Genomic DNA, 23,866 nt, shown 5'->3' with positions numbered 1-23,866 from the left:
GGGTCGGAACTTGGGGGCGGTCCGCTTGTACGCTCGGTCGATGGCCGGCGCCGCCTCGCCGCTCGAGCGCCTGCGCACCGCCGGCCGTGAACGCCCCCGTCAGGCGGCGTTCGCCGGGGTCTTCCTCGCGGCGCTGCTGTGCTTCCTGGCGGTCGGCGCGGTGCTGCCGATCCTGCCCCGGTACGTCACGGGGCCGATCGGGGCGGGCGACGTCGCGGTGGGCGTCGTCGTCGGCGCGTTCGCGTTCTCCGCGGTGGCGGGACGGCCGGTGGGCGGGCGGATGGCCGACCGGCGCAGCCGGCGCTGGGTCGTGGTCGTCGGGCTGCTGGTCTGCGTCCTCGCGGGCCTGCTGTACCTCGTGCCGGCCGGGGTGGCGGGGCTCGTCGTCGCGCGGCTCGTGCTCGGCATCGGCGACGGCTGGGTGTTCACCGCGGGGCTGTCGTGGATCGTCGACCTCGCCCCGGAGGAGCGCCGCGGGCAGGCGATCGGGATCTTCGGCCTGGCCATCTGGGGCGGGCTGGCGGCCGGCCCGCTCATCGGCGAGGCCGCGCACGACCTCGGCTCCTACGAGCTCGTCTTCGCCTGCTCGGCCGTGCTGCCGGCGCTCGGGGCGCTCGTCGCGCTGCGGGTGCCCGACGCGCACGTCGGACGGGTCGTCACCGGCGGCGCGCGGTCGCTGCTGCCGCCGGGCGTGCTCGGTCCCGGGATGGCGCTCGGGCTGGCGAACGTCGGCTACGGGACGATGGCCGGGTTCGTCGTCCTGCTGCTGGCCGACAACGGCGTCGAGCGCGGGGCGGCGGTGTTCACCGCGTTCGCGACCGCGGTGGTGCTCGCGCGGCTGGTGCTCGGACGGCTGCCCGACGTGCTGGGCGCGCGGGTCACCGCGGCGGGCGCGGGCGTGGCGGAGGCGGCGGGCCTGGCGCTGCTCGCGGTGGCGGGCACGCTGCCCGTCGCCCTGGCCGGCGCGATCGTCATGGGCCTGGGCTTCTCGCTGCTGTTCCCGTCGCTCGCGCTCATCGCGGTGGAACGGGTGGGCGAGGAACGCCGGGCGACGGCGCTGGGGGCGTTCACCGCGTTCTTCGACGTCGGCGTCGGGCTGGGGGCGCCGATCGCGGGGGCGATCAGCGCGGCCGCCAGCTACGAGGCGGCGTTCCTGGTCGCGGCCGGGGCGGCGGCCGCCGGGGTGCTCGTCGGGCTCGTGGCCGCGGCTCAGCCGCGGGCGACGCCGGCGTAGGCGGTCGCCATGAGCGCCTCGGGCGCGATCGCGTAGCGGATGCCCTGGCCGCCGCAGACCTCGAGGCGGAGGGCGAGGTCCTCGTCGACGAGGCGCTCGAGCGCCCGGGTCACCGCGAAGTGCACCGCGGTCGCCGTCGCGAGGTCGGCGCCCTGCGGGGCGTGGAGCTCGATGCGGTCGAAGACGTCATGGGCCTCGAAGGCCGTGCCGCCGCGCAGGACCTCGAGGATCGTGCGCTGCAGCGGCGAGACCTTGTCGAGGCGCTCGGTGGTGGAGCGGATGGCGGTGGCGGGCATGGGACCAGGATCGGGCCGCGCGGCGGCGGCGCCCATCCTCCGATCGGATGAGCGGGTGGATGGTCTTGGGGCGCGGCCCGGTGCCGTGTCACGCGAGCGATCGGGCCACGGCCGCCGCCCGCGCCCCGTACCCGCCGCCGAAGAGCGCCGCGTGCACGAGCAGCGGCAGCAGCTGCCACAGCCCCACGCGGTCCTCGTGGCCTTCGGCCAGCGGCGCGACCTCGGCGTAGGCGCGGTGCAGGCGCTCGCCCGGCCCGCCGAAGAGCCGCAGCATCGCGAGGTCGACCTCGCGGTGGCCGCCGTGGGCGGCGGGGTCGATGAGCAGGACACGGCCGTCGGCGGCGGCGTGGACGTTGCCGGCCCACAGGTCGCCGTGGAGGCGGCTCGGCGGCTCCTCGGGGCCGGCGAGGTCGTCGATCCGCGCGGCGACCGCCTCCACCGCCGCGGCCTGGCCGGCGTCGAGGCCGCCGCGGTCGCGGGCCGCCCGCGTCATCGGCGCCAGCCGCGAGGCGGCGTAGAAGGCCGCGAAGGTCGGGGCGGGGTCGCTCGGGAGCTCCAACGGCCCCAGCCGCACCGGGCCGCCGTGCGGCGTCCACCCGTGCGCGGGCGCGCCCGCGCGATGCAGGGCGGCGAGGCGGCGGCCGAGCTCCTCCTCGCCCGCGGCGCCGAGGCGGCCGGGCGCGACCCACTCGAGCGCCAGGAAGCCGTCGTCCTGCACCGCCACGACGTCCGGGACCGGCGGGCCGCCGCCGGCCTCGCCGAGCCAGCGCAGGCTGGCCGCCTCGGCCGCGTAGCCGCCGGTGCCCGACTTCACGAAGACCTCCCGGCCGCCGGGAAGCCGCGCGCGGTGCGCCGCGTTGAGGTCCCCGCCGGGGACGGCCTGCAGCTCGAGGACCTGGGCGCCCAGCGCGGCGCCGAGCGCGTCGCGCAGGCCGGCGCTCACGCGCGGGCGGCGCGGACCTCGTCGAGCAGGCCGCGGCAGGCGCGCTCGACGACGTCGAGGACGTGGTCGAAGCCGTCCTCGCCGCCGTAGTAGGGGTCCGGCACGTCGAGGTCGCCGGACGCGACGGCCTCCGGGTCGAACTCGCGCAGCAGTCGGACCTTCGCGCGTGCCTCCGCGTCGGGGGCCAGGCGGCGCAGTGCCGCGAGGTTGGAGCGGTCCGCCGCGAGGAGCAGGTCGTGCTCCTCGAAGTCGCGAGCGATGACCTGGCGCGCGGCACCGTCGAGCGTGATGCCACGGCGCATGGCGGCCTCGGCCGACCGCGCGTCGGGCGGGTTGCCGACGTGCCAGTCGCCGGTGCCGGCGGAGTCGATCGTCACGACGTCCTCGAGGCCCTCCTCGCGCACGAGGTGGCGCAGCACGCCCTCCGCGGTGGGCGAGCGGCAGATGTTGCCCAGGCAGACGAAGAGGACCCGCACGCCCCAGATCCTAGGACGGCCCTATCCTCCCGCGCCCTTGTCCGCCGAGGAGTACGTGGTCTGGGGCCTCGTCGTCCACTTCATCGTGGACTGGCTCTTGCAGAACGAGTGGATGGCGCTCAACAAGACGAGCCTGCGCCATCCGGCCGGCTACGTCCACGCGACGCTGCACGGCGCCGCGCTGCTGCTCGTCTTCCCGCCCCTCGCCGCGATCGCGCTCGGCGTCGCGCACCTGCTGATCGACACCCGCCGCCCGCTGGAGTGGTGGGCGAAGGTGATGACGCAGACGCCGACCGGGCCCGAGGCGTTCACGATCCACCTCTGGCGCGACCAGGCGCTGCACGTCGCGACCATCGCGGCGGCCGCGCTCATCTGCGCCTAGCTCCACACGGGCTTCATCAACCCCGCCGCCGGGGGCGCCGATCACTGAGGTGTGCGCCGCCGAGCGCCCACCCTGCTGGTCGCGCTCGCGCTGCTGACGCCCGGGTCGCTCGCGCACGCCGCCGCCCACCCGGCGACGCTCGCCGCCCAGTCCGCCACCGCCGCGCCCACCCCGCTGACCGCGCCCGCGCCGGCGACCCCGACCGCTGCCGGGAAGCCGGCCGCGCCCAAGCGCCGGGTCGCGCCGCGCAAGCCCGGACGGACGGTCCGCGGCGCCCTGCGGCGGGCCCGCCTCGCCGGGCACCTCGGCCAGCGCGAGCACGACGCGCTGCGCCGCCGCTGGCGCGACGCGGAGCGCCTGGCCGCTCGCCTGCCCGGCGCCCGCGGGACGGAGCTGCGCCACGTCCTGGCCGGCGTCGACGACCTCGCCCGCCGCGGGCGCCTGAGCGCCGGGCGCCTGCCGCTCGCGTTCCTCACCATCCGCCGCAACGCCTTCGCGCTCTCGGAGCGCCCGCTCGGGACGGCCAAGCAGCGCACGACCTTCGGCCGCGACCCGCTCGTCTGGCAGTTCTACCCCGGCCACGGCTGGCAGCTCCAGGCGCTGGCGACCGCGGGCAGGGCCAACGCCCTCGCGCGGGTCTGCCTCGAGGCGCAGGCCGCGCAGGCTGAGCGCGTCGCCCGGGCCGCCGTGACGACGCGACGCACGGGCGACGCCGATGCGGGCCCGCCCGCCGGCAGGGTCCTGCGCGGCCCGCTCGGGACCTGCCGCCCCGCCGCGCTCGCCGCGACGCTCGACCGCCTGCTCGCCGTCTCCTCACGCCGCGGGTCGTTCCGCGCGTGGGAGCTGCCGTTCGCGTTCGGCGGCGCGCGACCCGGGTGGATCAGCGGCATGACGCAGGCCACCGCGGTCCAGGCGCTCGTGCGCGGCGCGGCGGTCCTGCAGCGCCCGGCCCTGCGCGACGCCGCCCGCGAGGCGCTCGGCGCCTTCGAGCGCCGGCCGCCCGTCGGCGTCGCGCTGCCCCAGCCGGGCGGCGGGCGGTTCTACCTGCTCTACAGCGACCTGCCGGGCCTGCGGGTCTTCAACGCCCACCTGCAGGCGCTCATCGGGCTGCGCGAGGCCGCGCAGCGCGGCCTCAGCGCCCGCGCGGGCCGCGTCTTCCGCCGCGGTCAGGCGGCCGCGCGCACGTCCCTCCCCGGCGCCGACACCGGCGCCTGGTCGCTCTACAGCGACGGCGGGCGCGAGAGCGACCTGGGCTACCACCGCCTCGTCGGCGGCTTCCTGCGCGAGCTCTGCCGCCAGACCCACCGGGGGCTGTACTGCGCGGCCCGCGAGCGCTTCGCGCGCTACGAGCGCGAGCCGCCGCGCATCCACCTCGACCGGTTGCCGGCCCTGCGCCCCGGCCGTCTGACCCACCTCGCCATCCGCCTGTCCAAGGTCGCGCGCGTGCGCGTCACGGTCGCCAGCCGGCGCGGCGCCGCCCTCGACGTCGGCGGCCGGCTCGGCCGCGGGCGCCACGTGTTCGCCGTCCGCCCGCCGACCGCGGGCCGCTACCGCGTGCGGGTGGTCGCGACCGGCCTCAGCGGTCCGCGCGCCGCCGCCGTGCGGGACGTCGTCGTGCGGCCCAAGCGCAAGCCGGGGCGCACGTCCCAGCGGCGGTCCGGGCGCCAGGCGAAGCGGACCGGGCGGTCTGTGTGAGCCATCGCACGGATCGACGGCCTGTCGAGGCCGACAACAGATGGCGGTGGACCTCCGCCTCCGCGACATCCGACCCGACGACAAGCCGGCGCTCCAGCGCCTGCACGCCCGCCTCTCCCCTGAGACGCGCTACCGGCGCTTCCACGGGGTCAAGGGCGACCTGACGCGCGGCGACCTGCGGTACCTCACCGAGGTCGACGGCCGCCGCCACATCGCGCTCGTCGCCGAGGACGAGGCGGGTGAGCTGCACGGCGTCGCCCGCGCGGTCGGCGACCAGGGCGGCGTCGAGGCCGAGCTGGCCATCGTCGTGGCCGACGACGTCCAGGCCGACGGCCTGGGCACCGCGCTCATGCGCTCGCTGCTCGAGCGCTGCGACCGCGAGGGCCTGCGCCGCATCACCTTCGAGGTCCAGGCCGACAACCACCGCGCCCTGCGCTTCTTCCAGGGCCACGGCGCCCGCCAGGCGCGGACCGTGGGCAGCGTCTGCACGCTCGTGCTCGAGCGCGAGGCGCTGCGCGCCGACCTCGGCTAGGCGGCGGCGCCGAGCCGGGCCACCAGGCCCCGCAGGACGTCGAACGCCGCCTTGGGCGTCCCGTCGCTGCGCAGCACGCCGTACTGGTGCTCCATCTCGCGGCTGGACGAGTCGGCGTCGCGCAGGTCGAACCAGCGGTAGTCCGTGACGCCGTAGCGCCCGCGGTTGGCGTCGATGGCCGCGACGCTCGCGCGCAGCACGTCGACCTGGGCCGCCTCGCTGCGGCCCGGCCCGGTGGGGTAGCCGTTCTCGCTGACGTGGAGGGCCACGCGGCGGCCGAGCCCGGCGGCGGGGAGGCTCTTCGAGCGCAACCGCCCGAGGCTGCGGACCACCTCCTTGCGCACCGCCCCGTAGGAGGGCTGGCTGGGCGCCGACCACGTGCCGGGGTAGACGTCGATCCCGACCCAGTCGACGGCCCTGGCGAAGCGCTTGCCGCCGAGCTTGCGCAGGTCCGACCAGAACCCGGGGGCGCCGCCGCCCTCGGCGGCGTTGAAGCCCAGGCCCAGACCGCGCAGGCCGAGCCGACGGCGCTCCTGGTCGGCGGCGAGCAGTCCCTGCACGAGCGCCTGGCGTGCGCCCGGGAAGGCGCCGTCGGCCGCGTCGGGGGCGCCCGTCACGTTGGCCTCGTTGGTGATCTGCAGGCCGATGAGCCCGGGCTGGCCGCCGAGGCGCTGCACGGCCTTGCGCACGCCCGCGACGTAGCCGGCGACGGCCTCGCGGGGCGTGGTCGCGACCGGCTTGTGGCGCAGCACGAGCTCGACGAGGAAGCCCTCGGCGGCGTACCGGGCGATCTCGCCCTCGGCCCACTCGAGGTGGCCGTCGAAGGCGTCGGTCCCGTCGATCTCGGTGTAGAGGTGCAGGACGAAGGCGCGGTCGCCGCGCAGGCGACGCAGCTCGTCGAGCAGCGGCAGCTCGTCGGGCGACGTGCGGGTGGGCGCGGCGTCGACCGTCCCGACCCCGCCACCCGGGTAGATGCCGAACCGCAGCGGGGGCGGCGTGCGCTTCACGGACGCCTTCCCGGACCGCGGGCGCTCACCCGTCGCAGCGCCCGACGGCGCCCCGAGGGCGAGCAGGAGGACCAGGACCAGGGCAAGGCCTGCGAGACGTCGCACGTCCGGGTGGTCGGCCCTCGTGCGCGTCCTCCCAGGCGGTCAGGGGCGATCATGGACGCATGGTCGACGGCCGGCGCCGCGCCGCGCTCGCGGCGGTCCTCGTGGCCGCCGGGCTCGCCGCTGGGCCTGCGTGGGCGGCCGACCGCGACGGGTCGTTGCGCTTCGGCGTCTACCCGGGCGGCGCCGCGGGCGCCGTCCATGCGCCGCAGCTCCAGGTGGCGCCGGACCTGCGCCGGGAGCGCGCGGCCGTCGACCGGCTGGCGGGCGACGCCGACGTCGTCGTCCGGCTCTACACGTCGCTGGACGGCCGGCGCGACGATGACCAGGACGACCTCGTCGGCCAGGTGCGGCGGTGGTCCGAGGCGGGCCACGACGTCGAGGTCGTCGCGCGCCACCTGCCGGCGCGCACGGACGCCGAGGCCGCGGTCGACGCCTACGTCGACGACCTCTCGCGCCTCGCGCGCCGCCTGTCGGGCGTGCGCCGCCTGCACAGCATCCAGGTGACCAACGAGGCCAACGTCCGCGGCGCGCCCGCGGCCGCCGACGGCAGCTCCCCCGGCGTCCTCGAGGCGCTCGCCCGCGGCGTCGTGGCCGTGGAGCACCAGCTCGCGCGCGCCGACCGTCGCGACGTCTCCGTCGGCTTCAACGTGGCCGAGGACCGCGGGCTCAGCGCGTTCTTCGCCGCGGTGCGCCGCGTCGGCGGCCGCCGGCTCGACCAGGCCGTCGACTGGATCGGCCTCGACGTCTACCCCGCGACGTGGTCGGCACCCGAGCGCCCGGACCGGGCAGCCGTCCGCGCCGCGGTCACCGAGGCGCTGCGGACGATGCGCCGCACGCACATGCCCGCCGGGGGCTTCGGCAGCGACGTCGCGCTGCGCGTCACCGAGAACGGGTTCCCCACCGGCCCCGGGCGCTCGGAGGCCGACCAGGTCGCGGTGCTCGAGGCGTCGGTCGGTGCCGTCGTGGCCGCCCGACGCAGCCTGCGGGTCACGGACTTCCGCTGGTTCGCCCTGCGCGACGCCGCCTCCGCCAGCCAGCACCCCGAGCACCAGTACGGGCTGCTGCGCGACGACTGGCGCGAGAAGCCGGCCTTCGACGCCCTGCGCCGGCTCATCGCGCGTCACGGCGGCGACTGAGCGTCCAGCGGGGGCGGAAGGCGGGCCCGTCGAGAGCGGGGGCGGAACGCGGGCCCGTCGAGGCCGGCGGCGAAGGCGCGCCGCGCCGCGTGCGAGCTGCGGATGCGCCAGTCCGAGCCCTTGTCGAGCTCGAACCACACGAGCGCGTCGATCTGCGGCGTGCGCTCGAGCGCCGCGAACATCCCGGTGAACCACGCGGCCTTGTCGCCGCCCTGCTCGGCCGCGCCCATCTCGCTGATCTCGACCGGCTTGCCCGGGGCGATCCGGCGCAGCGCCCGCACCGCCGGGCCCGCCAGCTGCGTGAACGGGCGGTAGCGCTGGAAGCGCAGCTGCACGCCGCCGACGAAGCCCGTCAGCCCCACGCGGTCGACGTAGCGGTCCCCGGGGTACTGGCTGGCGTACACCTCGAGCGCCACCGGGCTCCAGACCCACTGCACGTTGAAGGCGCCCGCCTCGCGGAAGATCCGCCAGATCCGCCGCCAGGCGCGGACGTACTCGCCGTGGCGGTTGCCGTTGGCGGCCTCGTTCCAGGGGTACCAGTTGCCGTTCATCTCGTGGCCGAAGCGCAGGCGCACGGGCTGGCCGTAGCGCGACAGCGCCCGCGCCCAGCGCCGGACCAGCGGGTCGAAGTCGCCGGCGATGATGCGCCGAAGCCGGTAGGCCGGCTGGGGCACGTTGAGCCCCTTCTCGCTGTCCCACGGCTCCCAGGTGATCTCCGGCACGCTGCCGCGCCGCGCGACCCACCGCAGCTGGTCGACGTCCGGGCTCGGGACGCGTGCCCAGTCCGAGAACCACATGACGATCCCCGCGTGGTGGCGCGCCGCCTGCTCGAAGGCGTTCACCGAGCGCAGGTCGGCCTGGCGCCACCGCCGGTAGGAGTTGCGCGCGAGCTCGACGGTCGTCACGCCGAGGGTGATCCGCGCGCCCGCCGCCTCTGCCCGGGGCCACGGGCGGGGCACGGGCCTGGCGTCCTCGCCGTCGGCGGTGCGCAGCTGCGCCGCCAGCAGGCCGAGGACGGCGACGGCCAGCAGCAGCGGCGCGACCAGCCTGCCCCGCCGACGGTCGGCCGGCCGCTCGCTCACGACACCGCTGCCCGGACGACGTCCCACTGGACGACCGTCGTCGCGGCGGCCGCGGCCACCAGGGCGCAGGTGACCAGGAGGCTGACCGCGCCGGCACGCAGGGCCGTCGCCGTCGACCCGCTCGCCTCGCGGACCGCCACGACGTCGAGCACCACCGCGACGCCCAGCGCGAGCAGCGGGAGCAGGCCGTTGACCATCACGAGCAGCGCGTACGAGCGCCCGTCGTCCCCACTCGCCCAGCCGGCGACCCAGACGGCGCCGAACGCCAGCGCGGCGAGCACGGCCAGCGGCCCGTGGACCAGGCCCTGGTGCGCCGCCCCGGACGCCCCGGCGCGCCGTCCCTTCGGCGTGACCATGTACGGGCGCTTGATGCGCAGGACGACCGAGGCCATCGCCCAGAGCACCACCGGCCAGCGCAGGACGGCGAGCACCGCTCCGCGCCACGACAGCCCCACGCCCTCGGGCTGGAACCACGGCCGCGCGAAGGACCACATGAGCCAGCCGGCGAGCGCGACGGGCAGCACGTGCAGGACGTACTCGAGCAGCGTGGTGTCGGCGATCCGGCGGTCGCTCACCGCCGCCGCCAGGGGCAGGACCCACATCGCCAGCAGCGACAGCGACCACAGGACGTACCAGCTCTGGCTGAAGAGGAACTGGAGCGCCTGACGCGGGGCGTAGCGCGGCAGCAGCCGCGGCGTCCAGTGCAGGAACACCGTGACCATCGAGTGCGCCCACGCGTACTGCTGCCGGGCGTACGTGCGCAGGTCCTCCGGGCCGTCGCCGCGAGCGAGCACCTCGGGGACGAAGACGCCGCGGAAGCCCTCGGCGGCGAGCACCACGGTGTCGAGGTGGTCCTCGGCGCGCGTGGGCTGAAAGCCGCCGATCTGCCGGACCGCGGAGGTCCGGTAGGTGGTGTGCGAGCCGATGATGAACGGCGTCGAGGTCGCGCCGTAGAAGCCCATCTGCAGCGGGCCCTGGAGGACGACCTCCTGCTCGGCCAGGCCGCGGGCGGTCCAGCGGTCGAGGTTGCGGCAGACGCTCGGCGCCTGGACCCACGCGACCTCCGGGTCGTCGAGGTGGCCGAGGACGCGGTCGAGGTACTCGGGCACCGGCCGGTGGTCGACGTCGAGCTGGACGAAGGCCTCGTAGTCGAGCCCGAGCGCGCGGACGTGCCCGAGCCACGCGTTGACGTTGCCGGCCTTCGTGCGCGCCTGGAACGGCGGGCCCTCGCGGTTCCAGCGGTCGATGCCCTTGCGCGAGAAGTAGCGCACGCCGTGGCGGGCGGCGAGCCGCCGGACCTCGTCGGAGCCGCCCTCGTCGAGGACCCAGCTGTCGTGGGGGTAGGTGATGGCGCTCAGCGCCTCGAGCTGGCGCTCGATGACCTCCATCGCCTCCAGCGACGGCACGCACAGCGTGATCACCGCCACACGCAGGTCGGCGGTCGGGGCGCGGTGCACCGGCCGGCGCATCCGCCCCACGAACGCCCAGAAGACCGTGGGCAGGAAGCAGGCCTGGTAGCCCACCGCCGCGCTGGCCGCGACGGCGAGCACGGCATCGCCCCCGCGGGCCGCCGGGATCCAGTACGCCCAGAACGCCGCGTTGACGACGAGCCACAGCACGCCGATGGCGGCGTGGGCGACCAGGTCGGCGCGCGAGAGCACCCGCGTGCTGCCGGCCGGGACGCCGCCGCGGCCCGACGTCGTCGGCCCGGGCAGGCTGCGCGCGAGGTCGTCCAGCGGCGTGGGCGCGGGCTCCACCACCGCCCCGGCGCCGTAGACCGAGTGCGCCGCCATGACCCGGTGCCGGGGGTGCTGCCTCCGGGAGCCGCGGGCCTCTTCGGGGCCCGGGACCGCCGGTCGTCGTCCGTGCATGCCTGTGTCCGCCACGCCGGGCGCGCGGACATCTCCTTGTCAGTCGTCTGGCTTCGCATCCCTCGAAGCCCTGGCCCACCCAGAGTACTCGGAAGTGGTGCATCGGCCGCGGACCTGGCGCACCGTCGCGGCCGACGGCCGCCTAGCCGGGCAGACCGGCCTTCGGCCCCAGCCGCCCGACCTCGCGCGTGATCGCCCAGAGGTCGGGCAGGCCGTGGTGGACGATCGGCTTGCCGGAGGTGAGCAGGCCGACGCTGAGGTCGCGCTCGGGATCGGCCCAGCCGAGGACGTTCGTGAAGCCGAGGTGGCCGAAGGCGTGCTCGGTGTCCGGACCGAAGAGCGAGATCGCCTGCGCGCCGAGCATCAGGCCGGCGCCATGGCGCATGGGCGCGCCGAGCGTCAGGTCGAGCTCCCGGTACGCGCGCTCCACCGTCGCCCGGCGGATCGTGCGCGGCTCGAAGACCGTGACGCCGTCGAGCGTCCCGCCGCGCAGGCACAGCTCGAAGAACCGCGAGAGCTCGTTCGCCGTCGTCACGACGTTCGCCGCGGGGATGACGCCGGTGAGGAAGCGCGGGTCGTTGGACAGCCGCGTGACCTCGTCGGGATGGGGGCCGAGCGCCCGGGTCAGGACCGTCGAGACGGGCGGCAGCGGCGGCGCGCCGGTCGGGTAGCTCAGCGCGACCTGGTCGACGTCCTCGGGCGCGACGCCGTAGGAGCCCCAGCGGAAGCCGAGCGGACCGAGGAGCTCCTCCTCCAGGACGGTCCGGATGTCCTTGCCGGTGGTCCGCCGGACGACCTCGGCGAGGATGAAGCCGCCGCTGACCGCGTGGTAGGCCAGGAGCTTGCCGGGGCGGGTGCGCGGCCTGGCGTCGGCGATGACGCGCAGCAGCAGCTCCTCGTCGGCGAGGTTGTCGAGGTCGAGGACCTCCTTGGGCAGGTTCGGCACGCCCGCGCGGTGGCTGAGGACGTGCTCGATCGTGATCGCGTCCTTGCCGTTGCGCGCGAACTCCGGCACGTGCTCGGCCACCCGGTCGCCCACGTGGAACGCGCCGCGCTCGTCGAGCACGTGCGCGAGCACCGCGGTGACCGCCTTGGCCGCGGAGAAGATGACGAAGGGCGTGTCGGGCGTCGCGGGGACCTTGGCCACGTCGCGGCCGTCCTGGGGGCCGTTGCCGCGTGCATGCCCGATCGCCCGGTCGAGCACCACGACGCCGTTGCGGCGCACGCACAGCGCGATCGCCGGGTGCACGCCGGTGCGGTACAGCCGCCGCACCGCCCGCCACAGCCGCTCGGCGTGGTCGGGGTGCACCCCGCCCGCCATCGGGTCCTCCTCCCCGATCGTCGTGACGCTGTCGAGGTCGCGCGGGACCCAGCAGCGCCGCAGCGGGTCCGGCAGGCCGGGGATGCGCGGCGGCGCGGGGATGCGCGGGGACGGCAGGACCGACACGGTCGCCCGTCGCCGCTAGCCCGCCGCCTTGCGGCGCATGGACCACATCTCGGGATCCCCGCTCATCGGCGATGATTCTTGCCTACACCGTCCGGTGGAGTCCGGCTGAGTCCCCTGTACCCAGGCCTCGGCTGGCGCACGACTGGCGCGCCGGCGCGCTACGTCGCCTGCTCGAACTGCCTCAGAGCGGCCGCCGCGATCTCGTCGAACTCACCCGCATCGGGCGCCACCAGCACTTCGGCGCGCCATGACAAGCGAGCGGCATGACTCTGAGCTCGCTGCGGAGAAACGAAGCGAAGGTCGATCGCCGGCTCGCCGATGTACTCCCACGCAGCCGCTGGCGCATCGAGGATCTCGACCTGAGCTTGCGGATCGTCGGATCGAGCTCGCCAGGCGTCTCGGAGCTGCAGGACGGGGGACGTGCGCAGGTCTGCCGGAACAAGCTCGGTTCCTTCCGCCGTCTCGATTCTGCGAAGACCGGCACGGATGAGCCCTTCGAGGCTGCTCGCATCCAGAGTGTCGATCTCACCCCTGGGCAGCATCGCTGCCGAGCGTCGACCAGCGCGCTCGACGACGAACCAGTTGCGCCCATCGTCGTCGAGTGCCGAGTACGCGACAGCGGCCTCGTCACCCGAGAGTCGCGCCGCTATCGCCGAGTAGTCATGGTGAGGCGTCGAGTTCGTCATCACTGACGGACTATCCGCCGATCAGCCTGCGGCGTCGAGGTACGCGTCAACGAGCTGGGCCGCCTCGGCTTCGTTGCCTGCATGAGGTGCCCGCACCGGTCGAGACGGGGATTGAGCGCAACTCCAGCGGTTGGCCTTAGAGGTCAGCGCGCCCGGCCGGTGCGACCCATGAAGCCGCCTCGGCGACGAGCGAAATTGACCATGTCTTCGTTGAGGAACGAGATGATGCGGACTCGATCTGAGGCGACGACGTGCAAGTGATTCGGGTAGTTCGTCGCCCGGTGGTACGTCCTCCATCGCACTGGGCGGATCCCAACGTCGTAAACGGCGTCGTCAGTAATCACTCGCAGGTCGTCGTCGGTCTCGACTACAACGCCGAACGGCGCGACATCTCCGTCGGTGACGCCCTCGGTCCCGTTGAGACGGAGCTGACCTAGGTCGTCGAGCCGCCTGCTCAGGAGGTCGCCCTTGCCGCTGTAGCGCACGATGTGCACGGCATCGACGTCCGCCCGACAGATCAGGCCGTGGCCGGCCCACGAGAAGCCCTTATCGCGGCGGCTGATCTCGGGCGGGTCGGCGTAACGCGACTGGTACTCCGGGATGTCGATCCCGTCACCGGGCGCTGCGTCAGCCGCGGGCGGATCCTCGCGCAAGCCCTCCGCGCCGGCGACCTCACGGCGCACCATCTCGTCGAGCTTCGCGCGCTGCTTAGCGTCGAACAGCGTTCCGCTGTCCAGTGCAGCCTCGAGACGGCGCACTGCTCGACGTCCGGTCCGCGCAGCGTCCCGCCGACTCTGCGAGAACACTGCTAGGGCGCCCGCGTTGGAGTGGGAGGACGCGTAGATGCTGGTGCTCAGCCAACTGCACCCTGTGAAGTCACCGCGCAAGACCTCTCGAGGCTCCTCAAGAGGACCATCTGAGCGCAGCCAGGACTGCCGGAGACCGTCCACTCCAGCGGCGACAGCGAGCATGCCTGCGTTAGCCCGGAGACGAAGCGCCTCGCCATCCCACTGGCGCTGACCGCCATTCCGGCTGAGCTCAAAGCGCTCGGTGCGGACCAGGCCTTCCTCACTGGCCGTGTAGATGCGATTGCGATGGAAGTCCAGGTCGCTAATCGCCTCTGGCAGAGCCTGCAGGTGAGAGTTGATTGTGCTCCGGTGCAACTTCTCGGAGTCGACAATTAGCTCGGCAGCCGCGACGCGATTGATCTTGTCGGTGATGAGCGCGCGGATCTCGGGGTCACGCACGAGGCGCTCCCAATCGCGCCCGTACAGGAACCGCGCGTCGATGAAGCTCAGCTCAAGCGCGAGGCGATCTTCCCGGGCCCCTACAAGCGACTCAACGAGCCGGGGCCAGTCAACCTCAACCACGTCTCCGTCGAGGGTGATGAGATAAAGGCGCCCGGCGTAGAGGAACACGTCCCACCAGTCCCCCGGGATGTCCAGGGTGACCGGCTCTCGGATGCCGGCAGCGGCTTCGGGTGTCAGCTCGGGCGGCACGGCTGCTTCCTGATGATCCGGCTGAGCGCCACCTTGTCAATGTGCCCAGCCTCGTGCCAGGCGCGGGCAACGGAGACGGCGGGGGCATCATGCTCCTGCCGGCGGACAAGGTCGGCCGGGTAGCCGTGCCACGGGTCCGTCTTCCCCACGAACTTGGCCCACCACAGGCTGCGTTCCCCGTCATCCGATATCCCCAGGTCCAAAGCGATCTCGCCGTCCTCGGCGTAGATGCCCCAGCCCACGGCGCCGGCGACCCAACCGTTGTCCCACGCTCTCTCGAAGACGACTGTCTCCGCGGCCTCGGGGATCGTCCACTGCGACTTGCCGGCTGACCGGTCGCGATGCGGCGGATGCGGTTGGTACGGGGGACAGGTCACGGACATCCTGAGCATTTATCGGCCCGTAGACCGGCGCGGTATGACACCACACTCGGCCGGCTAGTCGCCAGGTTTGCACGAGGGTCGGCAGCTCTTCGCCTTGCGCGCCTGGCGCTCGAGCTGGCGCGCAACTGCCAGATTTGGCTTCAGGACGGTGAATTCAGCGCCTTGCGGCGCATGGACCACATCTGCGCCGGGCGCTCGAGCTCGAGCGCCGCCGACCACGGCAGCGCCGGCGGGCCGGCCACGAGGCGCACGGAGCGCGCGGTGCGCCGGGCCAGCTCGGGGTCGGCGGCGGGCACCGCGGCCAGGCGGCGCGCCTCCTCGTCGACGGCATCCGGGTCGACGGCGGCCCATGCCAGGCCGAGCTCGACCGCCTTCGCGCCGTCGATGCGCTCGCCGAAGAGGACCATCGCGTTGACCGTCTCGCGCCCACCGAGGCGGCCCATCAGCGCCCCGTGACCGCCGCCGTGGTGCAGGTGGATCGGCAGGAAGCCGGAGGCGAGCCTGGCGTCGCGGGCGACGACGCGCACGTCGGTGGCCAGCAGGAGGTTCATGCCCGCGCCGACCGCGCCGCCCTGGACCGCGGCGATCGTCGGCGGCTCGAGCTCGCCCACGCGCACGAACGCCGAGTAGACGTCGCTGAGCCCCGCGAAGGCCTGGGGGTCGGCGGGATCCTCGCCGGCGGCCGCGAGCGTCGCGCGGTCGCCGCCCGCGCAGAAGTACCCGCCCTCGCCGCGGACGACGACGGCGCCGACGGCCGGATCGGCGTCGATGCGATCGCAGGCGGCGACGAGCTCGCGCGCCATCTCGGGCGTCAGCGCGTTGCGCCGCTGGGGCGCGTCGAGGGTGAGGGTCGCGACGCCGTCGGCGACCTCGAGGCGGACCTCCGTGGGGCTCATCGCGGCGGATCCTCGCTGATACCGGACCGACACGGAGGCGATCCGGCGCTGACACCCGCCGGGCCGAAGCTTCCACCACCGAAGCAGAGCAGCACCAGATCCCTCCAAGAGAAAGCCACCTGATCACCATGACCTCCGCCCTCCTCTCGAACCCCAAGCGCCTCCTCGCCGCCCTCCTCACGCTCCTCGCCGCCGGCGGCGTCGCGGTCGGCTCGGGCGCCTCCTTCACGTCGCAGACCGCCAACCCGACCAACACCTTCACCTCGGGCACGCTCCTCCAGAGCAACTCCAAGAACGGCGTCGCCATCGTCACGGGCGCCAACATGAAGCCGGGCGACGTCAAGACCGGCGAGGTCACGATCAAGAACACGGGCACGCTGGCCGGCGACTTCAAGCTCAGCGAGACGAACGCCACCAACGGCTTCACCGCGGGCTCGCTGAACGTCAAGGTCGAGGACGTCAGCACCAGCACCGCCACGACCGTCTACAACGGCGACCTCGGCGGCCTGGGCGCCAAGACCCTCGGCTCCTTCGCGCCGAACGAGGCCCACACGTACCGCTTCACGGTGACGCTCGCGCAGGCCGCCCCGAACGCCGACCAGGGCAAGTCCGCCACGGCCGACTTCGTCTGGGACGAGACCGCCACCTCGTAGCACCGCTCCCGCTCCGCACCTCCCCGCCCGGACGGCCGCCGCCGTCCGGGCTCGAGGTGGTGAGAGACCATGCCCAGCACCGGATTCGCCATCACCGCCCCCGCCCGCCGCGACCGCCGGCGCCGCGCCGCACGTTCGTTCGTCGGCTCGGCCCTGCTCGCGGCCGTCGCCGTCGTGGCCCTCGTGATGCTCGTGCCCGCCGCCCTGGGCTACCAGCGCTACGTCCTGGTGTCCGGCTCGATGACCGGGACCTACGACACCGGCTCGATCGTCTACGCCAAGGAGGTCCCCACCGAGGACCTGCGCGTCGGCGACGTCATCACCTACGCGCCGCCCGCCGGCGCCTCGCCGCAGGAGCTCGTCACCCACCGCATCACGTGGATGGGCGACGACGGCCGCGGCCACCGCGCCTTCCAGACCAAGGGCGACGCCAACCCGACGGCCGACCCGTGGAAGTTCGTCCTCGACGAGCCCACCCAGGCCCGCGTCAGCTTCGGCGTCGGCCACCTCGGGTACGCGATCTCCGCCCTCGGTCGTCGCGACGTGCGCATGGTGCTGATCGGCCTCCCCGCCGTCCTCCTCGCCCTCTTCACCGTCGGTCGCCTGCTGCGCGACGCGCGCCGTGAGGCCGCCGCCGCACGCACCGCCGCACCGACGCCCGCCGCCGCCCAGTGACCGTCCGCCGCGCCCTCCTCGCCCTCGCGCTGCTCGGCCTCGTCGCCGGGCTCGCGCTGCCGTCGGGTGCGGCCTTCACCTCGCGCTCGGCCAACCCGGGCTCGACCTTCACCGCGGTCAGCGACTGGGTCGCCCCGTCGACGACGCTGCTGTCCCCCGGCCCGGCGGTGCGCGGCACCGTCACGCTGACCGCGATCGCCGACGACCTCGGCGGCAGCGGCGTCGCCTCCGTGCGCTTCGAGCGCGCGCTGGCCGACAGCGGCGTCTGGACCACCATCTGCACCGACGCCACGGCGCCCTACACGTGCGCGTGGAGCACCGCCGGTCTGACCGAGGACGCCTACGACCTGCGCACCGTCGCCACCGACAAGGTCGGCCTGACCGGCACGTCGGAGGAGGTCACCGTCGACGTCGACAACACCGCGCCGGCCTCCGTCTCGGTCACGGACCCCGGCTCGCCGATCGCGGGCGTCGTCACCGTCGGCATGTCCGCGACGGACGACGGCTCGGGCATCGCGACCGTCCGGCTCCAGCGCGCGCCGGCCGGGTCGACCACCTGGACCGACGTGTGCACCGACGACACCGCGCCGTTCAGCTGCCGCCTGGACACGACGACCATGGCCGACGGCCTCTACGACCTGCGGGCGATCGCCACCGACGAGGCCGGCAACACGCGCACCTCGGCGACGGTGGCCGGCCGCCGCGTCGACAACACCAAGCCGTCGGTCTCCCTCGACGACCCCGGCAGCTTCGTCCGCGGCACCGTCGCGTTGAGCGCCAACGCCTCCTCGGGCAGCGGCGTCACGTCGGTGACCATCCAGCGCGCGCCCTCGGGTTCCAGCACCTGGACCACGATCTGCGCCGACACGACCGCCCCCTACGGCTGCTCGTGGGCGACCACCGGCCTGGCCGACGGCGCCTACGACCTGCGCGCCGTCCTCGTGACCGGCTCCGGCGCGAGCGTCGCCTCGGCGACGATCTCCACGCGCGTCGACAACACCCTGGTGCGCGGCGTCGACGTCCAGGCCACGAACCGGACCGGCGGCACGCGTGGCCGGCTCGAGACCGGCGACCAGCTCCGGCTGACCTGGTCGGACCAGATGCGCCCGTCGACGCTCGTCCCGGGCTGGGACGGCACCGGCACCGCGACCCTCCAGGTCCGCCTGCGCGACAGCGGCCTCATCGGCCTGGGCGCCAGCGACACGCTCCAGCTCCTGACGGGCAGCGGCGCCGCGACGGGCCTCGGGTCGGTCGACCTGAAGGGCAACTACATCCGCTCGATGCGCACCGTCACGTTCGCCGCGACCGCCACGGCGGCCGTCGCCGGCGGCCAGACCACGGTGACCGTGACGCTGGGGGCCGCCTCCGGCGGCGGGCTGCGCACCGCCTCGACCGCGACGATGGCGTGGACGCCGTCGTCGGCGGCGCTCGACCTCGCCGGCAACGCCTCGTCGACCAGCCCGGTCACCGAGTCGGGCACCGCGGACGTCGACTTCTGATGGCCGCACGCGCCGCCCGCCGCACCCGTGCCCGTGCGGTCGCGGTGGCCGCCTGGGCGACCGCGGTCGCGGCGGCGGCCTGGTACGGCCCGACCCACGGGACCCCCGGTGGACCCCACCAGCCCGTCCGTCCGTCGCAGAGCGTGTCGCCTCCCCCCACCACTCCGGGAACGTGGAGCGACCGATGAGGCTCGACGACCCCGCCCGCCTGCGCGCCGTCGCCGCGACCGGCCTGGTCGGCCGGGACGCCAGCACCCGCCTCGGCCCGGTGGTGCGCCGCGCGGCCGCGGCGGCGGACGCGCCCATGGCGCTCGTGAGCCTCGTCGGCGAGGCGTCGCAGTGGCACCCCGCCGTCGTCGGCGCCGTGCCCCGGGAGCTGGACGTCGCCCGGTCGCTGTGCGCGGTGGCGATCGAGCGCGAGGAGCTCCTCGTGGTCGACGACCTCGACGCCGACGCGCGCTGGTCGGCCATGGCCGGCGGCGGTCTGCGCGCGTACGCCGGACGGCCGCTCTCGGCCCCGGGCGGCGAGCTGCTCGGGACGCTCTGCGTGCTCGACGTCGCGCCGCACGTCTTCGGCCGCTCGACGTCCGCCGCGCTCGACGACCTGGCCGCATGGGCCGAGGCCGAGCTGGCCACGGCCGCCGGCGGCGACGCCGGCCGGGCCCGCGCGGACGAGCTCGCCGACCTCCAGGCCCGGCTGCTCGAGGCCACCGCGCACGAGCTGCGCACGCCGCTCACGGCGATCCGCGCGCACGCCGAGCTCCTGCTCGACGACCCCGACGGCATGTCGTCGGGCGCCCGCGCGTCGGTCGAGGCGATCCTCGCCAACGCCATCGGCCTCCAGCGCAGCGGCGACGCGCTGCTCGACGCGCTGCGGCGCGACGCCGCGGGCGCCGAGGCGGCGATCCGCCGGCGCCTCGGACTGACCGACCGCTAGCTCAGCGCGTCGCGCTCAGGCGGTAGCCGAAGCCGCGCAGCGTCTCGATCTCGACCTCGGAGCCGAGCTTGCGACGCAGGCGCGACACGTAGAGCTTGACCTGGTTGTCGGCCGCCTCGGGGACGCCGAAGGCCAGCTCGGCCAGGCGGTCCGGGCTCAGGACGACGCCCGGGTTGCGCACGAACGCCGCCAGCAGCGCGAACTCCGACGGCGTCACGGGGACCTCCTGGTCGCGCACGCGGACCAGGCGCTGGTCGTGGTCGACGACGAGCACGCCGTCGTCGTAGCGGTCGGCGACGCCGCCCGTCGTGTCGCCCTCGGAGCCGGCGAGCTTGCCGCGGCGCACGAGCGCCTCGACGCGCGCGAGGAGCTCCTGGTTGCCGAAGGGCTTGACGAGGTAGTCGTCGGCGCCGCCGCGCAGGCCCCGGACCTTCGCGAGCTCGGCGTCCTGCGCGGTGAGCATGCACACGGGGAGCGCCGTGACCTCGCGGATGCGCTCGAGCGTCGCCCAGCCGTCGAGCTCGGGCATCTCGACGTCGAGCAGCACGGCGTCGACGCGCTCGGCGAAGACGACCTTCATCGCCTCGCGGCCGTCGGTGGCCTCCCGCACGTCGAAGCCTCCGCGCTCGAGGACGAGGCGGACGACGGACCGGACGACCTCCGAGTCGTCCACCACGAGGATGCGGGCGCGGTCAGCCATGACTGGCGCTCAGGGAGCGTACCCCTGCCACTTCGCCGCTTTGCGGTCCATCGGCGTCCTGGCGCGTTCACGCGACGGTCGCACGCGTGCGTGGTGCCCGGATAGCGTCGTCGGCATGTGGGGGCCTGAGGGGGACGCACATCACGAGCGGCTCGCCGACGCCGCGCCCGACGAGGCGTTGCGCCGGCGGGAGTTCCTGCAGCGCACCGCGCTCGCGGCGGGGCTCGGCATCGGGGCGGCGACGACGCTCGCGCCCGACGTCCTGGTCGCCGAGGCGGCGCGCCGCCAGCGCCGGGTGCCGCTGCCCTCCCCGCGCAACATGCCGGTCGACACGTTCGTGGTCCTGATGATGGAGAACCGCTCCTTCGACCACTACCTCGGCTGGCTGCCCGGGGCCGACGGGCGCCAGGCGGGGCTCGAGTACGTCGACGCCGACGGCAGGGCGCACCGGACCGCGCGCCTCGCGCCCGACTGGCAGGGCTGCGGGCACCCGGACCCCGACCACTCGCGCAAGGGCGGGCTGGTCCAGCTCAACGGCGGCCGGTGCGACGGCTTCCTGCGGTCGGGCGACAACGACCAGTTCGCCATCTCCTACTACGAGGAGGGCGACCTCGGCTTCATCCAGGACGCGGCGAAGGCCTACACCGCCTACGACCGGTTCTTCTGCTCGCTGCTGGCCTCGACGCTGCCCAACCGCGAGTACCTGCACGCCGCGCAGTCCTACGGGCTGATGGACAACGACCTGCCCTTCGGCGCCGACGGCCTCGGCTTCCCCGACACGTCGATCTTCGCCGCGCTCGACCGCAAGGGCGTCTCGAACCAGTACTTCTTCGTCGACGTCCCGGTGGCGGCGCTGTGGGGGCTGCCCGGGCTGGCGCGCTCGCGGCCGATCGCGCAGTTCTACGCCCAGGCGGCGGCGGGGACGCTGCCGCGGGTGTCGTTCGTCGACCCGTTCTTCGCGGCCAGCGCCGGCGAGGGCCCGGGGTTCTCCGGTGACGAGCACCCGCACGGCGACGTGCGCGCGGGGCAGGCGTTCATGGCCGACGTGGTGCACGCGGTGATGGCCTCGCCGCAGTGGCCCCGCACGGCGATCTTCATCACCTACGACGAGTGGGGCGGCTTCTTCGACCACGTCGCGCCGCCGAAGGTCCCCGACCAGCGCCGGTCGGCCGACCCGATGGAGGACTTCCGCCAGATGGGCTTCCGCATCCCGACCGTGGCGATCAGCCCGTACGCGCGCCAGGGGCACGTCTCGCACACGGTCTACGGCTTCGAGTCGATCCTGAAGATGATCGAGTTCCGCTTCGGCGTCCCGCCGCTGACGCTGCGCGACCGCTACGCGAACAACATCGCGCGGTCCTTCGACTGGGAGGGCAAGCCGCGCCTCGAGCCCGCGCCGCTGCCCGACCCGGCGACGGTCGTCTCGCTGCCGTGTCCCGGCAACGCCGACGGGCCGGCGGCGCGCGCCAAGGAGCACGACCTGGTGGAGCTGGCGACGAGCGGCTACCTCGAGCGGCTCGGCTTCGACTTCCGCCGGGCGCGGGCCGAGGACGCCTTCCGGCAGCCCGACACCGTCCGCCGCGGGCTGGCGGTGCGCTGATGCGCCGCGCGCTGGCGGCGCTCGGGGTGCTCGGCGCGCTGGCGGGGCCGGCGGTCGCCCTGGCGGTGACGAAGCAGGGCACGCCGCGCGCCGACCGCCTCACCGGCACCGCCAAGGCAGACCGGCTCAACGGCCGGGGCGGGGCCGACCAGCTCTTCGGCCGCGGGGGCGACGACAAGCTGCGCGGCGGGGCCGGCGCCGACCGGGTCGTGGGCGCCGCCGGCGACGACGAGCTGCTCGGCGACGGTGGCGCCGACCGCGTCAACGGCGGCGCGGGCGACGACGACGTGCGCGGCGGCGCGGGCGACGACGTCCTGGTCGGCGTCGGCGGGCGCGACGTGCTGGAGGGCGGCGAGGGCGCCGACCGCCTCGACGGCGGCCCGGGCGCCGACGAGCTCGAGGGCGGCGCGGGCGACGACGTGCTCGACGCGCGTGACGGGGCGAGCGCCGAGGACGAGCTCGACGGCGTGGACTGCGGGCCCGGCGAGGACGTCGCCTACGTCGACGAGCGCGAGGAGGGCGTGTTCGACTGCGAGGACGTTCGGATGCCGGACGGGCAGGGGTAGGGTCGCGGCCATGGCGATCCACCGCACGAAGGCCCCGGACCCCTACGACCTGCTCCCCGAGAAGCCGTCGTTCACGCTCGAGAGCGACGACGTCGCCGACGGGCAGCCGATCGACCTGCGCTTCGTCCATGACTCCTCGGGCGGCGAGAACGTCTCGCCGGCGCTGCGGTGGTCGGGCTTCCCCGACGAGACCAAGGGCTTCGCGGTCACGTGCTACGACCCGGACGCGCCGACGCACTCGGGCTTCTGGCACTGGGTCGTGGTCAACCTGCCCGCCGACACCACGGCGCTGGAGACGGGCGCAGGCGCGTCCAGCGACAAGCTCCCCAACGGGGCCTTCCACGTGCGCAACGACTACGGCGCCCAGCAGTGGGGCGGCCCGGCGCCGCCGCCCGGCGACGGCCCGCACCGCTACGTCGTCGCGGTCCACGCCCTCGACGTCGACGCCCTCGAGGTGACGCCGGACGCCTCGCCCGCCTACGTCGGCTTCAACCTCGCGTTCCACACCCTGGCGCGCGCGGTGATCCGCCCGACCTACGAGAACGCCGGCTAGGCGGACGCGCTGGCGCGTCGCTGGCGGAGCGGCTCGATGGCCTGGCACCTGGCGCAGCTCAACGTCGCCGTGGCCCTCGAGCCGCTCGACTCCCCGCGCCTGGCGGAGTTCACGGCGCAGCTCGACCCGGTGAACGCGTCGGCCGACGCGGCGCCGGGCTTCGTCTGGCGCATGCAGGACGACAGCGGCAACGCGACCGACCTGCGGGGCAGCGACGACGAGCTCCTGCTCAACATGAGCGTCTGGCGGTCCTTCGAGGACCTCCGCGCGTTCGTCTACGGCGACGCCGGCCATCTCGCCGTGATGCGCCGGCGGCGCGAGTGGTTCGCGAAGCTCTCGCCCGTCCTGGTCCTCTGGTGGGTGCCGGCGGGACGCCTCCCGACGATCCCCGAGGCCGAGGCGCGGCGCGCGCTCCTGGCCGAGCAGGGGCCGACGCCCGAGGCGTTCACCTTCCGCCACGCCTTCCCGCCGCCCGACGCGGGGGCGGCGCAGACGCACGTCGACGCCGGCGACGCGCTCCGCCCGGCCTAGGCGCGGACGTCCAGCGACGCCCGCTGGCGCGCGAGGTCGCGGTCCAGCGCCGCGCGCTTGGCCACCGCGCGCTCGGCGTCGCGCAGCTCGAGGATGTCCAGGCAGCGCTGCTGGACCTCCTGCAGCGAGCCGCCGTGCGGCGCGCCGATCGCGGCGGCGACCAGCTCGGGCTTGTTCGGGTTCGGCGGGAAGCGGCTGTGGCCGGGCGGCGTCGTCGTGCGTGTGGGCGCGTCGCGCCAGACGGCCGCGCCGGCGGTGTCGACGCGATCGAGCAGCATGGTGCAGGCTGCTTCGGCCAGGGCCGCCCGACCTTGAGGGCCGTGGCCGGGCGTCTGGCCGGACGGTCGATGGGCGCGGGCGTGGAGTGGCGTTTCGCCCGGGCGTCGGCGCGGCGCGCGGCGCTCGCCGGCGGGCACCGAGGGAGGGGAACCGGCCAGCGCGCGCGAGGGCTGCGGGGCGGCCCGCGGAGCGGGGAGAAGGTC

The 23,866-nt window shown here is 75.1% G+C and carries 26 protein-coding genes; 13 read left to right on the top strand and 13 right to left on the bottom strand.

What is annotated here, in order from left to right:
• Window positions 1-40: 40 nt before the first annotated feature.
• The gene (locus tag JUB12_RS18645) at window positions 41-1,234 is read left to right on the top strand and encodes an MFS transporter (RefSeq protein WP_205696938.1); all 1,194 of its coding nucleotides are present in this window, start codon (window positions 41-43) and stop codon (window positions 1,232-1,234) included.
• Here the strand turns inward: JUB12_RS18645 and JUB12_RS18640 are convergent.
• From JUB12_RS18640 to JUB12_RS18630, 3 genes are all read right to left on the bottom strand, one after another.
• Entirely contained in the window at window positions 1,210-1,530 is a 321-nt protein-coding gene (locus JUB12_RS18640; protein WP_205696937.1) for a hypothetical protein, read from the bottom strand. The two genes, JUB12_RS18645 and JUB12_RS18640, sit on opposite strands and share 25 nt — an antisense overlap.
• A gap of 88 nt (window positions 1,531-1,618) precedes the next feature.
• On the bottom strand, window positions 1,619-2,473 hold the full coding sequence (locus JUB12_RS18635) for a fructosamine kinase family protein (RefSeq protein WP_205696936.1): 855 nt from the start codon (window positions 2,471-2,473) through the stop codon (window positions 1,619-1,621).
• Window positions 2,470-2,958 carry a low molecular weight protein-tyrosine-phosphatase gene (locus tag JUB12_RS18630; protein WP_371822346.1) on the bottom strand — a complete coding sequence of 163 codons (489 nt, stop codon included), beginning with the start codon at window positions 2,956-2,958 and terminating at the stop codon, window positions 2,470-2,472. Before JUB12_RS18630 ends, JUB12_RS18635 begins: the two co-directional genes overlap by 4 nt.
• A gap of 28 nt (window positions 2,959-2,986) precedes the next feature.
• Between JUB12_RS18630 and JUB12_RS18625 the strand changes: the two genes are divergently transcribed.
• From JUB12_RS18625 to JUB12_RS18615, 3 genes are read left to right on the top strand one after another with little or no spacing between them, the layout of a single operon-like run.
• Window positions 2,987-3,331 carry a DUF3307 domain-containing protein gene (locus JUB12_RS18625; RefSeq protein WP_205696933.1) on the top strand — a complete coding sequence of 115 codons (345 nt, stop codon included), beginning with the start codon at window positions 2,987-2,989 and terminating at the stop codon, window positions 3,329-3,331.
• A gap of 51 nt (window positions 3,332-3,382) precedes the next feature.
• Window positions 3,383-5,026, top strand: coding sequence for a D-glucuronyl C5-epimerase family protein (locus JUB12_RS18620; protein WP_205696932.1), 1,644 nt, complete (start codon window positions 3,383-3,385; stop codon window positions 5,024-5,026).
• 46 nt (window positions 5,027-5,072) lie between these two features.
• The gene (locus JUB12_RS18615) at window positions 5,073-5,558 is read left to right on the top strand and encodes a GNAT family N-acetyltransferase (RefSeq protein ID WP_205696931.1); all 486 of its coding nucleotides are present in this window, start codon (window positions 5,073-5,075) and stop codon (window positions 5,556-5,558) included.
• Here JUB12_RS18615 and JUB12_RS18610 read toward each other — a convergent pair.
• Complete coding sequence (locus JUB12_RS18610; RefSeq protein ID WP_205696930.1) at window positions 5,555-6,670, bottom strand: hypothetical protein; 1,116 nt, start codon at window positions 6,668-6,670, stop codon at window positions 5,555-5,557. The genes JUB12_RS18615 and JUB12_RS18610 overlap by 4 nt on opposite strands.
• Window positions 6,671-6,729: 59 nt before the next feature.
• Between JUB12_RS18610 and JUB12_RS18605 the strand changes: the two genes are divergently transcribed.
• Complete coding sequence (locus JUB12_RS18605; protein ID WP_205696929.1) at window positions 6,730-7,806, top strand: hypothetical protein; 1,077 nt, start codon at window positions 6,730-6,732, stop codon at window positions 7,804-7,806.
• On the opposite strand, the gene JUB12_RS18600 is transcribed toward JUB12_RS18605, so the two are convergent.
• The 7 genes from JUB12_RS18600 to JUB12_RS18570 form a co-directional block, all read right to left on the bottom strand.
• Window positions 7,791-8,888 (bottom strand): glycoside hydrolase family 26 protein, encoded by a 1,098-nt coding sequence (locus JUB12_RS18600; protein WP_205696928.1) that lies wholly within the window; start codon window positions 8,886-8,888, stop codon window positions 7,791-7,793. The two genes, JUB12_RS18605 and JUB12_RS18600, sit on opposite strands and share 16 nt — an antisense overlap.
• A complete protein-coding gene (locus tag JUB12_RS18595) occupies window positions 8,885-10,681 on the bottom strand; it encodes a glycosyltransferase family 2 protein (RefSeq protein ID WP_205696927.1) in 1,797 nt (598 codons plus the stop codon). Before JUB12_RS18595 ends, JUB12_RS18600 begins: the two co-directional genes overlap by 4 nt.
• Window positions 10,682-10,901: 220 nt before the next feature.
• Window positions 10,902-12,206, bottom strand: coding sequence for a beta-lactamase family protein (locus tag JUB12_RS18590; RefSeq protein ID WP_241004319.1), 1,305 nt, complete (start codon window positions 12,204-12,206; stop codon window positions 10,902-10,904).
• 158 nt (window positions 12,207-12,364) lie between these two features.
• Window positions 12,365-12,892, bottom strand: coding sequence for a hypothetical protein (locus tag JUB12_RS18585; protein ID WP_205696926.1), 528 nt, complete (start codon window positions 12,890-12,892; stop codon window positions 12,365-12,367).
• Between the two features lie 143 nt (window positions 12,893-13,035).
• Window positions 13,036-14,391 (bottom strand): hypothetical protein, encoded by a 1,356-nt coding sequence (locus tag JUB12_RS18580; protein WP_205696925.1) that lies wholly within the window; start codon window positions 14,389-14,391, stop codon window positions 13,036-13,038.
• Window positions 14,376-14,783, bottom strand: coding sequence for a hypothetical protein (locus JUB12_RS18575; RefSeq protein ID WP_205696923.1), 408 nt, complete (start codon window positions 14,781-14,783; stop codon window positions 14,376-14,378). Before JUB12_RS18575 ends, JUB12_RS18580 begins: the two co-directional genes overlap by 16 nt.
• A 131-nt stretch (window positions 14,784-14,914) precedes the next feature.
• Window positions 14,915-15,670 (bottom strand): enoyl-CoA hydratase/isomerase family protein, encoded by a 756-nt coding sequence (locus tag JUB12_RS18570; protein WP_205696922.1) that lies wholly within the window; start codon window positions 15,668-15,670, stop codon window positions 14,915-14,917.
• 128 nt (window positions 15,671-15,798) lie between these two features.
• Between JUB12_RS18570 and JUB12_RS18565 the strand changes: the two genes are divergently transcribed.
• The 4 genes from JUB12_RS18565 to JUB12_RS18550 all read left to right on the top strand — a co-directional run bounded on the left by JUB12_RS18565 (window position 15,799) and on the right by JUB12_RS18550 (window position 19,434).
• Entirely contained in the window at window positions 15,799-16,323 is a 525-nt protein-coding gene (locus tag JUB12_RS18565; RefSeq protein ID WP_205696921.1) for a TasA family protein, read from the top strand.
• A gap of 69 nt (window positions 16,324-16,392) precedes the next feature.
• A complete protein-coding gene (locus JUB12_RS18560) occupies window positions 16,393-16,998 on the top strand; it encodes a signal peptidase I (RefSeq protein ID WP_205696920.1) in 606 nt (201 codons plus the stop codon).
• Entirely contained in the window at window positions 16,995-18,497 is a 1,503-nt protein-coding gene (locus JUB12_RS18555) for an Ig-like domain-containing protein (protein WP_205696919.1), read from the top strand. The genes JUB12_RS18560 and JUB12_RS18555 overlap by 4 nt, the downstream gene beginning before the upstream one ends.
• 184 nt (window positions 18,498-18,681) lie before the next feature.
• Entirely contained in the window at window positions 18,682-19,434 is a 753-nt protein-coding gene (locus JUB12_RS18550; protein WP_205696918.1) for a histidine kinase dimerization/phospho-acceptor domain-containing protein, read from the top strand.
• A 1-nt stretch (window position 19,435) separates the two neighbouring features.
• Here JUB12_RS18550 and JUB12_RS18545 read toward each other — a convergent pair whose 3' ends face one another.
• Window positions 19,436-20,134 carry a response regulator transcription factor gene (locus JUB12_RS18545; RefSeq protein ID WP_205696917.1) on the bottom strand — a complete coding sequence of 233 codons (699 nt, stop codon included), beginning with the start codon at window positions 20,132-20,134 and terminating at the stop codon, window positions 19,436-19,438.
• A gap of 115 nt (window positions 20,135-20,249) precedes the next feature.
• Here JUB12_RS18545 and JUB12_RS18540 point away from each other — a divergent pair, with 115 nt between their 5' ends.
• From JUB12_RS18540 to JUB12_RS18525, 4 genes are read left to right on the top strand one after another with little or no spacing between them, the layout of a single operon-like run.
• The gene (locus JUB12_RS18540; protein WP_205696916.1) at window positions 20,250-21,734 is read left to right on the top strand and encodes an alkaline phosphatase family protein; all 1,485 of its coding nucleotides are present in this window, start codon (window positions 20,250-20,252) and stop codon (window positions 21,732-21,734) included.
• Window positions 21,734-22,300: a calcium-binding protein gene (locus JUB12_RS18535; RefSeq protein ID WP_205696915.1), complete on the top strand. Its 567-nt coding sequence runs from the start codon at window positions 21,734-21,736 to the stop codon at window positions 22,298-22,300. The genes JUB12_RS18540 and JUB12_RS18535 overlap by 1 nt, the downstream gene beginning before the upstream one ends.
• 10 nt (window positions 22,301-22,310) lie before the next feature.
• Complete coding sequence (locus JUB12_RS18530; RefSeq protein ID WP_205696914.1) at window positions 22,311-22,853, top strand: YbhB/YbcL family Raf kinase inhibitor-like protein; 543 nt, start codon at window positions 22,311-22,313, stop codon at window positions 22,851-22,853.
• 36 nt (window positions 22,854-22,889) lie between these two features.
• On the top strand, window positions 22,890-23,384 hold the full coding sequence (locus JUB12_RS18525; RefSeq protein WP_205696912.1) for a DUF3291 domain-containing protein: 495 nt from the start codon (window positions 22,890-22,892) through the stop codon (window positions 23,382-23,384).
• Here the strand turns inward: JUB12_RS18525 and JUB12_RS18520 are convergent.
• Window positions 23,381-23,662, bottom strand: coding sequence for a hypothetical protein (locus tag JUB12_RS18520; protein WP_205696911.1), 282 nt, complete (start codon window positions 23,660-23,662; stop codon window positions 23,381-23,383). The genes JUB12_RS18525 and JUB12_RS18520 overlap by 4 nt on opposite strands.
• Window positions 23,663-23,866 lie beyond the last annotated feature (204 nt).

Origin of the sequence: Conexibacter sp. SYSU D00693 (assembly GCF_017084525.1) — a bacterium.
Taxonomy (GTDB): Bacteria; Actinomycetota; Thermoleophilia; order Solirubrobacterales; family Solirubrobacteraceae; genus Baekduia.
This window is presented reverse-complemented; position numbering and strand designations above follow the sequence as displayed.

Coding starts and splice junctions, on each gene's coding strand:
- JUB12_RS18645 (WP_205696938.1), top strand. CDS start 41: ATGGCCGGCGCCGCCTCGCCGCTCGAGCGCCTGCGCACCGCCGGCCGT.
- JUB12_RS18640 (WP_205696937.1), bottom strand. CDS start 1,530: ATGCCCGCCACCGCCATCCGCTCCACCACCGAGCGCCTCGACAAGGTC.
- JUB12_RS18605 (WP_205696929.1), top strand. CDS start 6,730: ATGGTCGACGGCCGGCGCCGCGCCGCGCTCGCGGCGGTCCTCGTGGCC.
- JUB12_RS18595 (WP_205696927.1), bottom strand. CDS start 10,681: ATGGCGGCGCACTCGGTCTACGGCGCCGGGGCGGTGGTGGAGCCCGCG.
- JUB12_RS18585 (WP_205696926.1), bottom strand. CDS start 12,892: ATGACGAACTCGACGCCTCACCATGACTACTCGGCGATAGCGGCGCGA.
- JUB12_RS18575 (WP_205696923.1), bottom strand. CDS start 14,783: ATGCTCAGGATGTCCGTGACCTGTCCCCCGTACCAACCGCATCCGCCG.
- JUB12_RS18570 (WP_205696922.1), bottom strand. CDS start 15,670: ATGAGCCCCACGGAGGTCCGCCTCGAGGTCGCCGACGGCGTCGCGACC.
- JUB12_RS18565 (WP_205696921.1), top strand. CDS start 15,799: ATGACCTCCGCCCTCCTCTCGAACCCCAAGCGCCTCCTCGCCGCCCTC.
- JUB12_RS18560 (WP_205696920.1), top strand. CDS start 16,393: ATGCCCAGCACCGGATTCGCCATCACCGCCCCCGCCCGCCGCGACCGC.
- JUB12_RS18550 (WP_205696918.1), top strand. CDS start 18,682: ATGAGGCTCGACGACCCCGCCCGCCTGCGCGCCGTCGCCGCGACCGGC.
- JUB12_RS18545 (WP_205696917.1), bottom strand. CDS start 20,134: ATGGCTGACCGCGCCCGCATCCTCGTGGTGGACGACTCGGAGGTCGTC.
- JUB12_RS18540 (WP_205696916.1), top strand. CDS start 20,250: ATGTGGGGGCCTGAGGGGGACGCACATCACGAGCGGCTCGCCGACGCC.
- JUB12_RS18535 (WP_205696915.1), top strand. CDS start 21,734: ATGCGCCGCGCGCTGGCGGCGCTCGGGGTGCTCGGCGCGCTGGCGGGG.
- JUB12_RS18530 (WP_205696914.1), top strand. CDS start 22,311: ATGGCGATCCACCGCACGAAGGCCCCGGACCCCTACGACCTGCTCCCC.
- JUB12_RS18525 (WP_205696912.1), top strand. CDS start 22,890: ATGGCCTGGCACCTGGCGCAGCTCAACGTCGCCGTGGCCCTCGAGCCG.
- JUB12_RS18520 (WP_205696911.1), bottom strand. CDS start 23,662: ATGCTGCTCGATCGCGTCGACACCGCCGGCGCGGCCGTCTGGCGCGAC.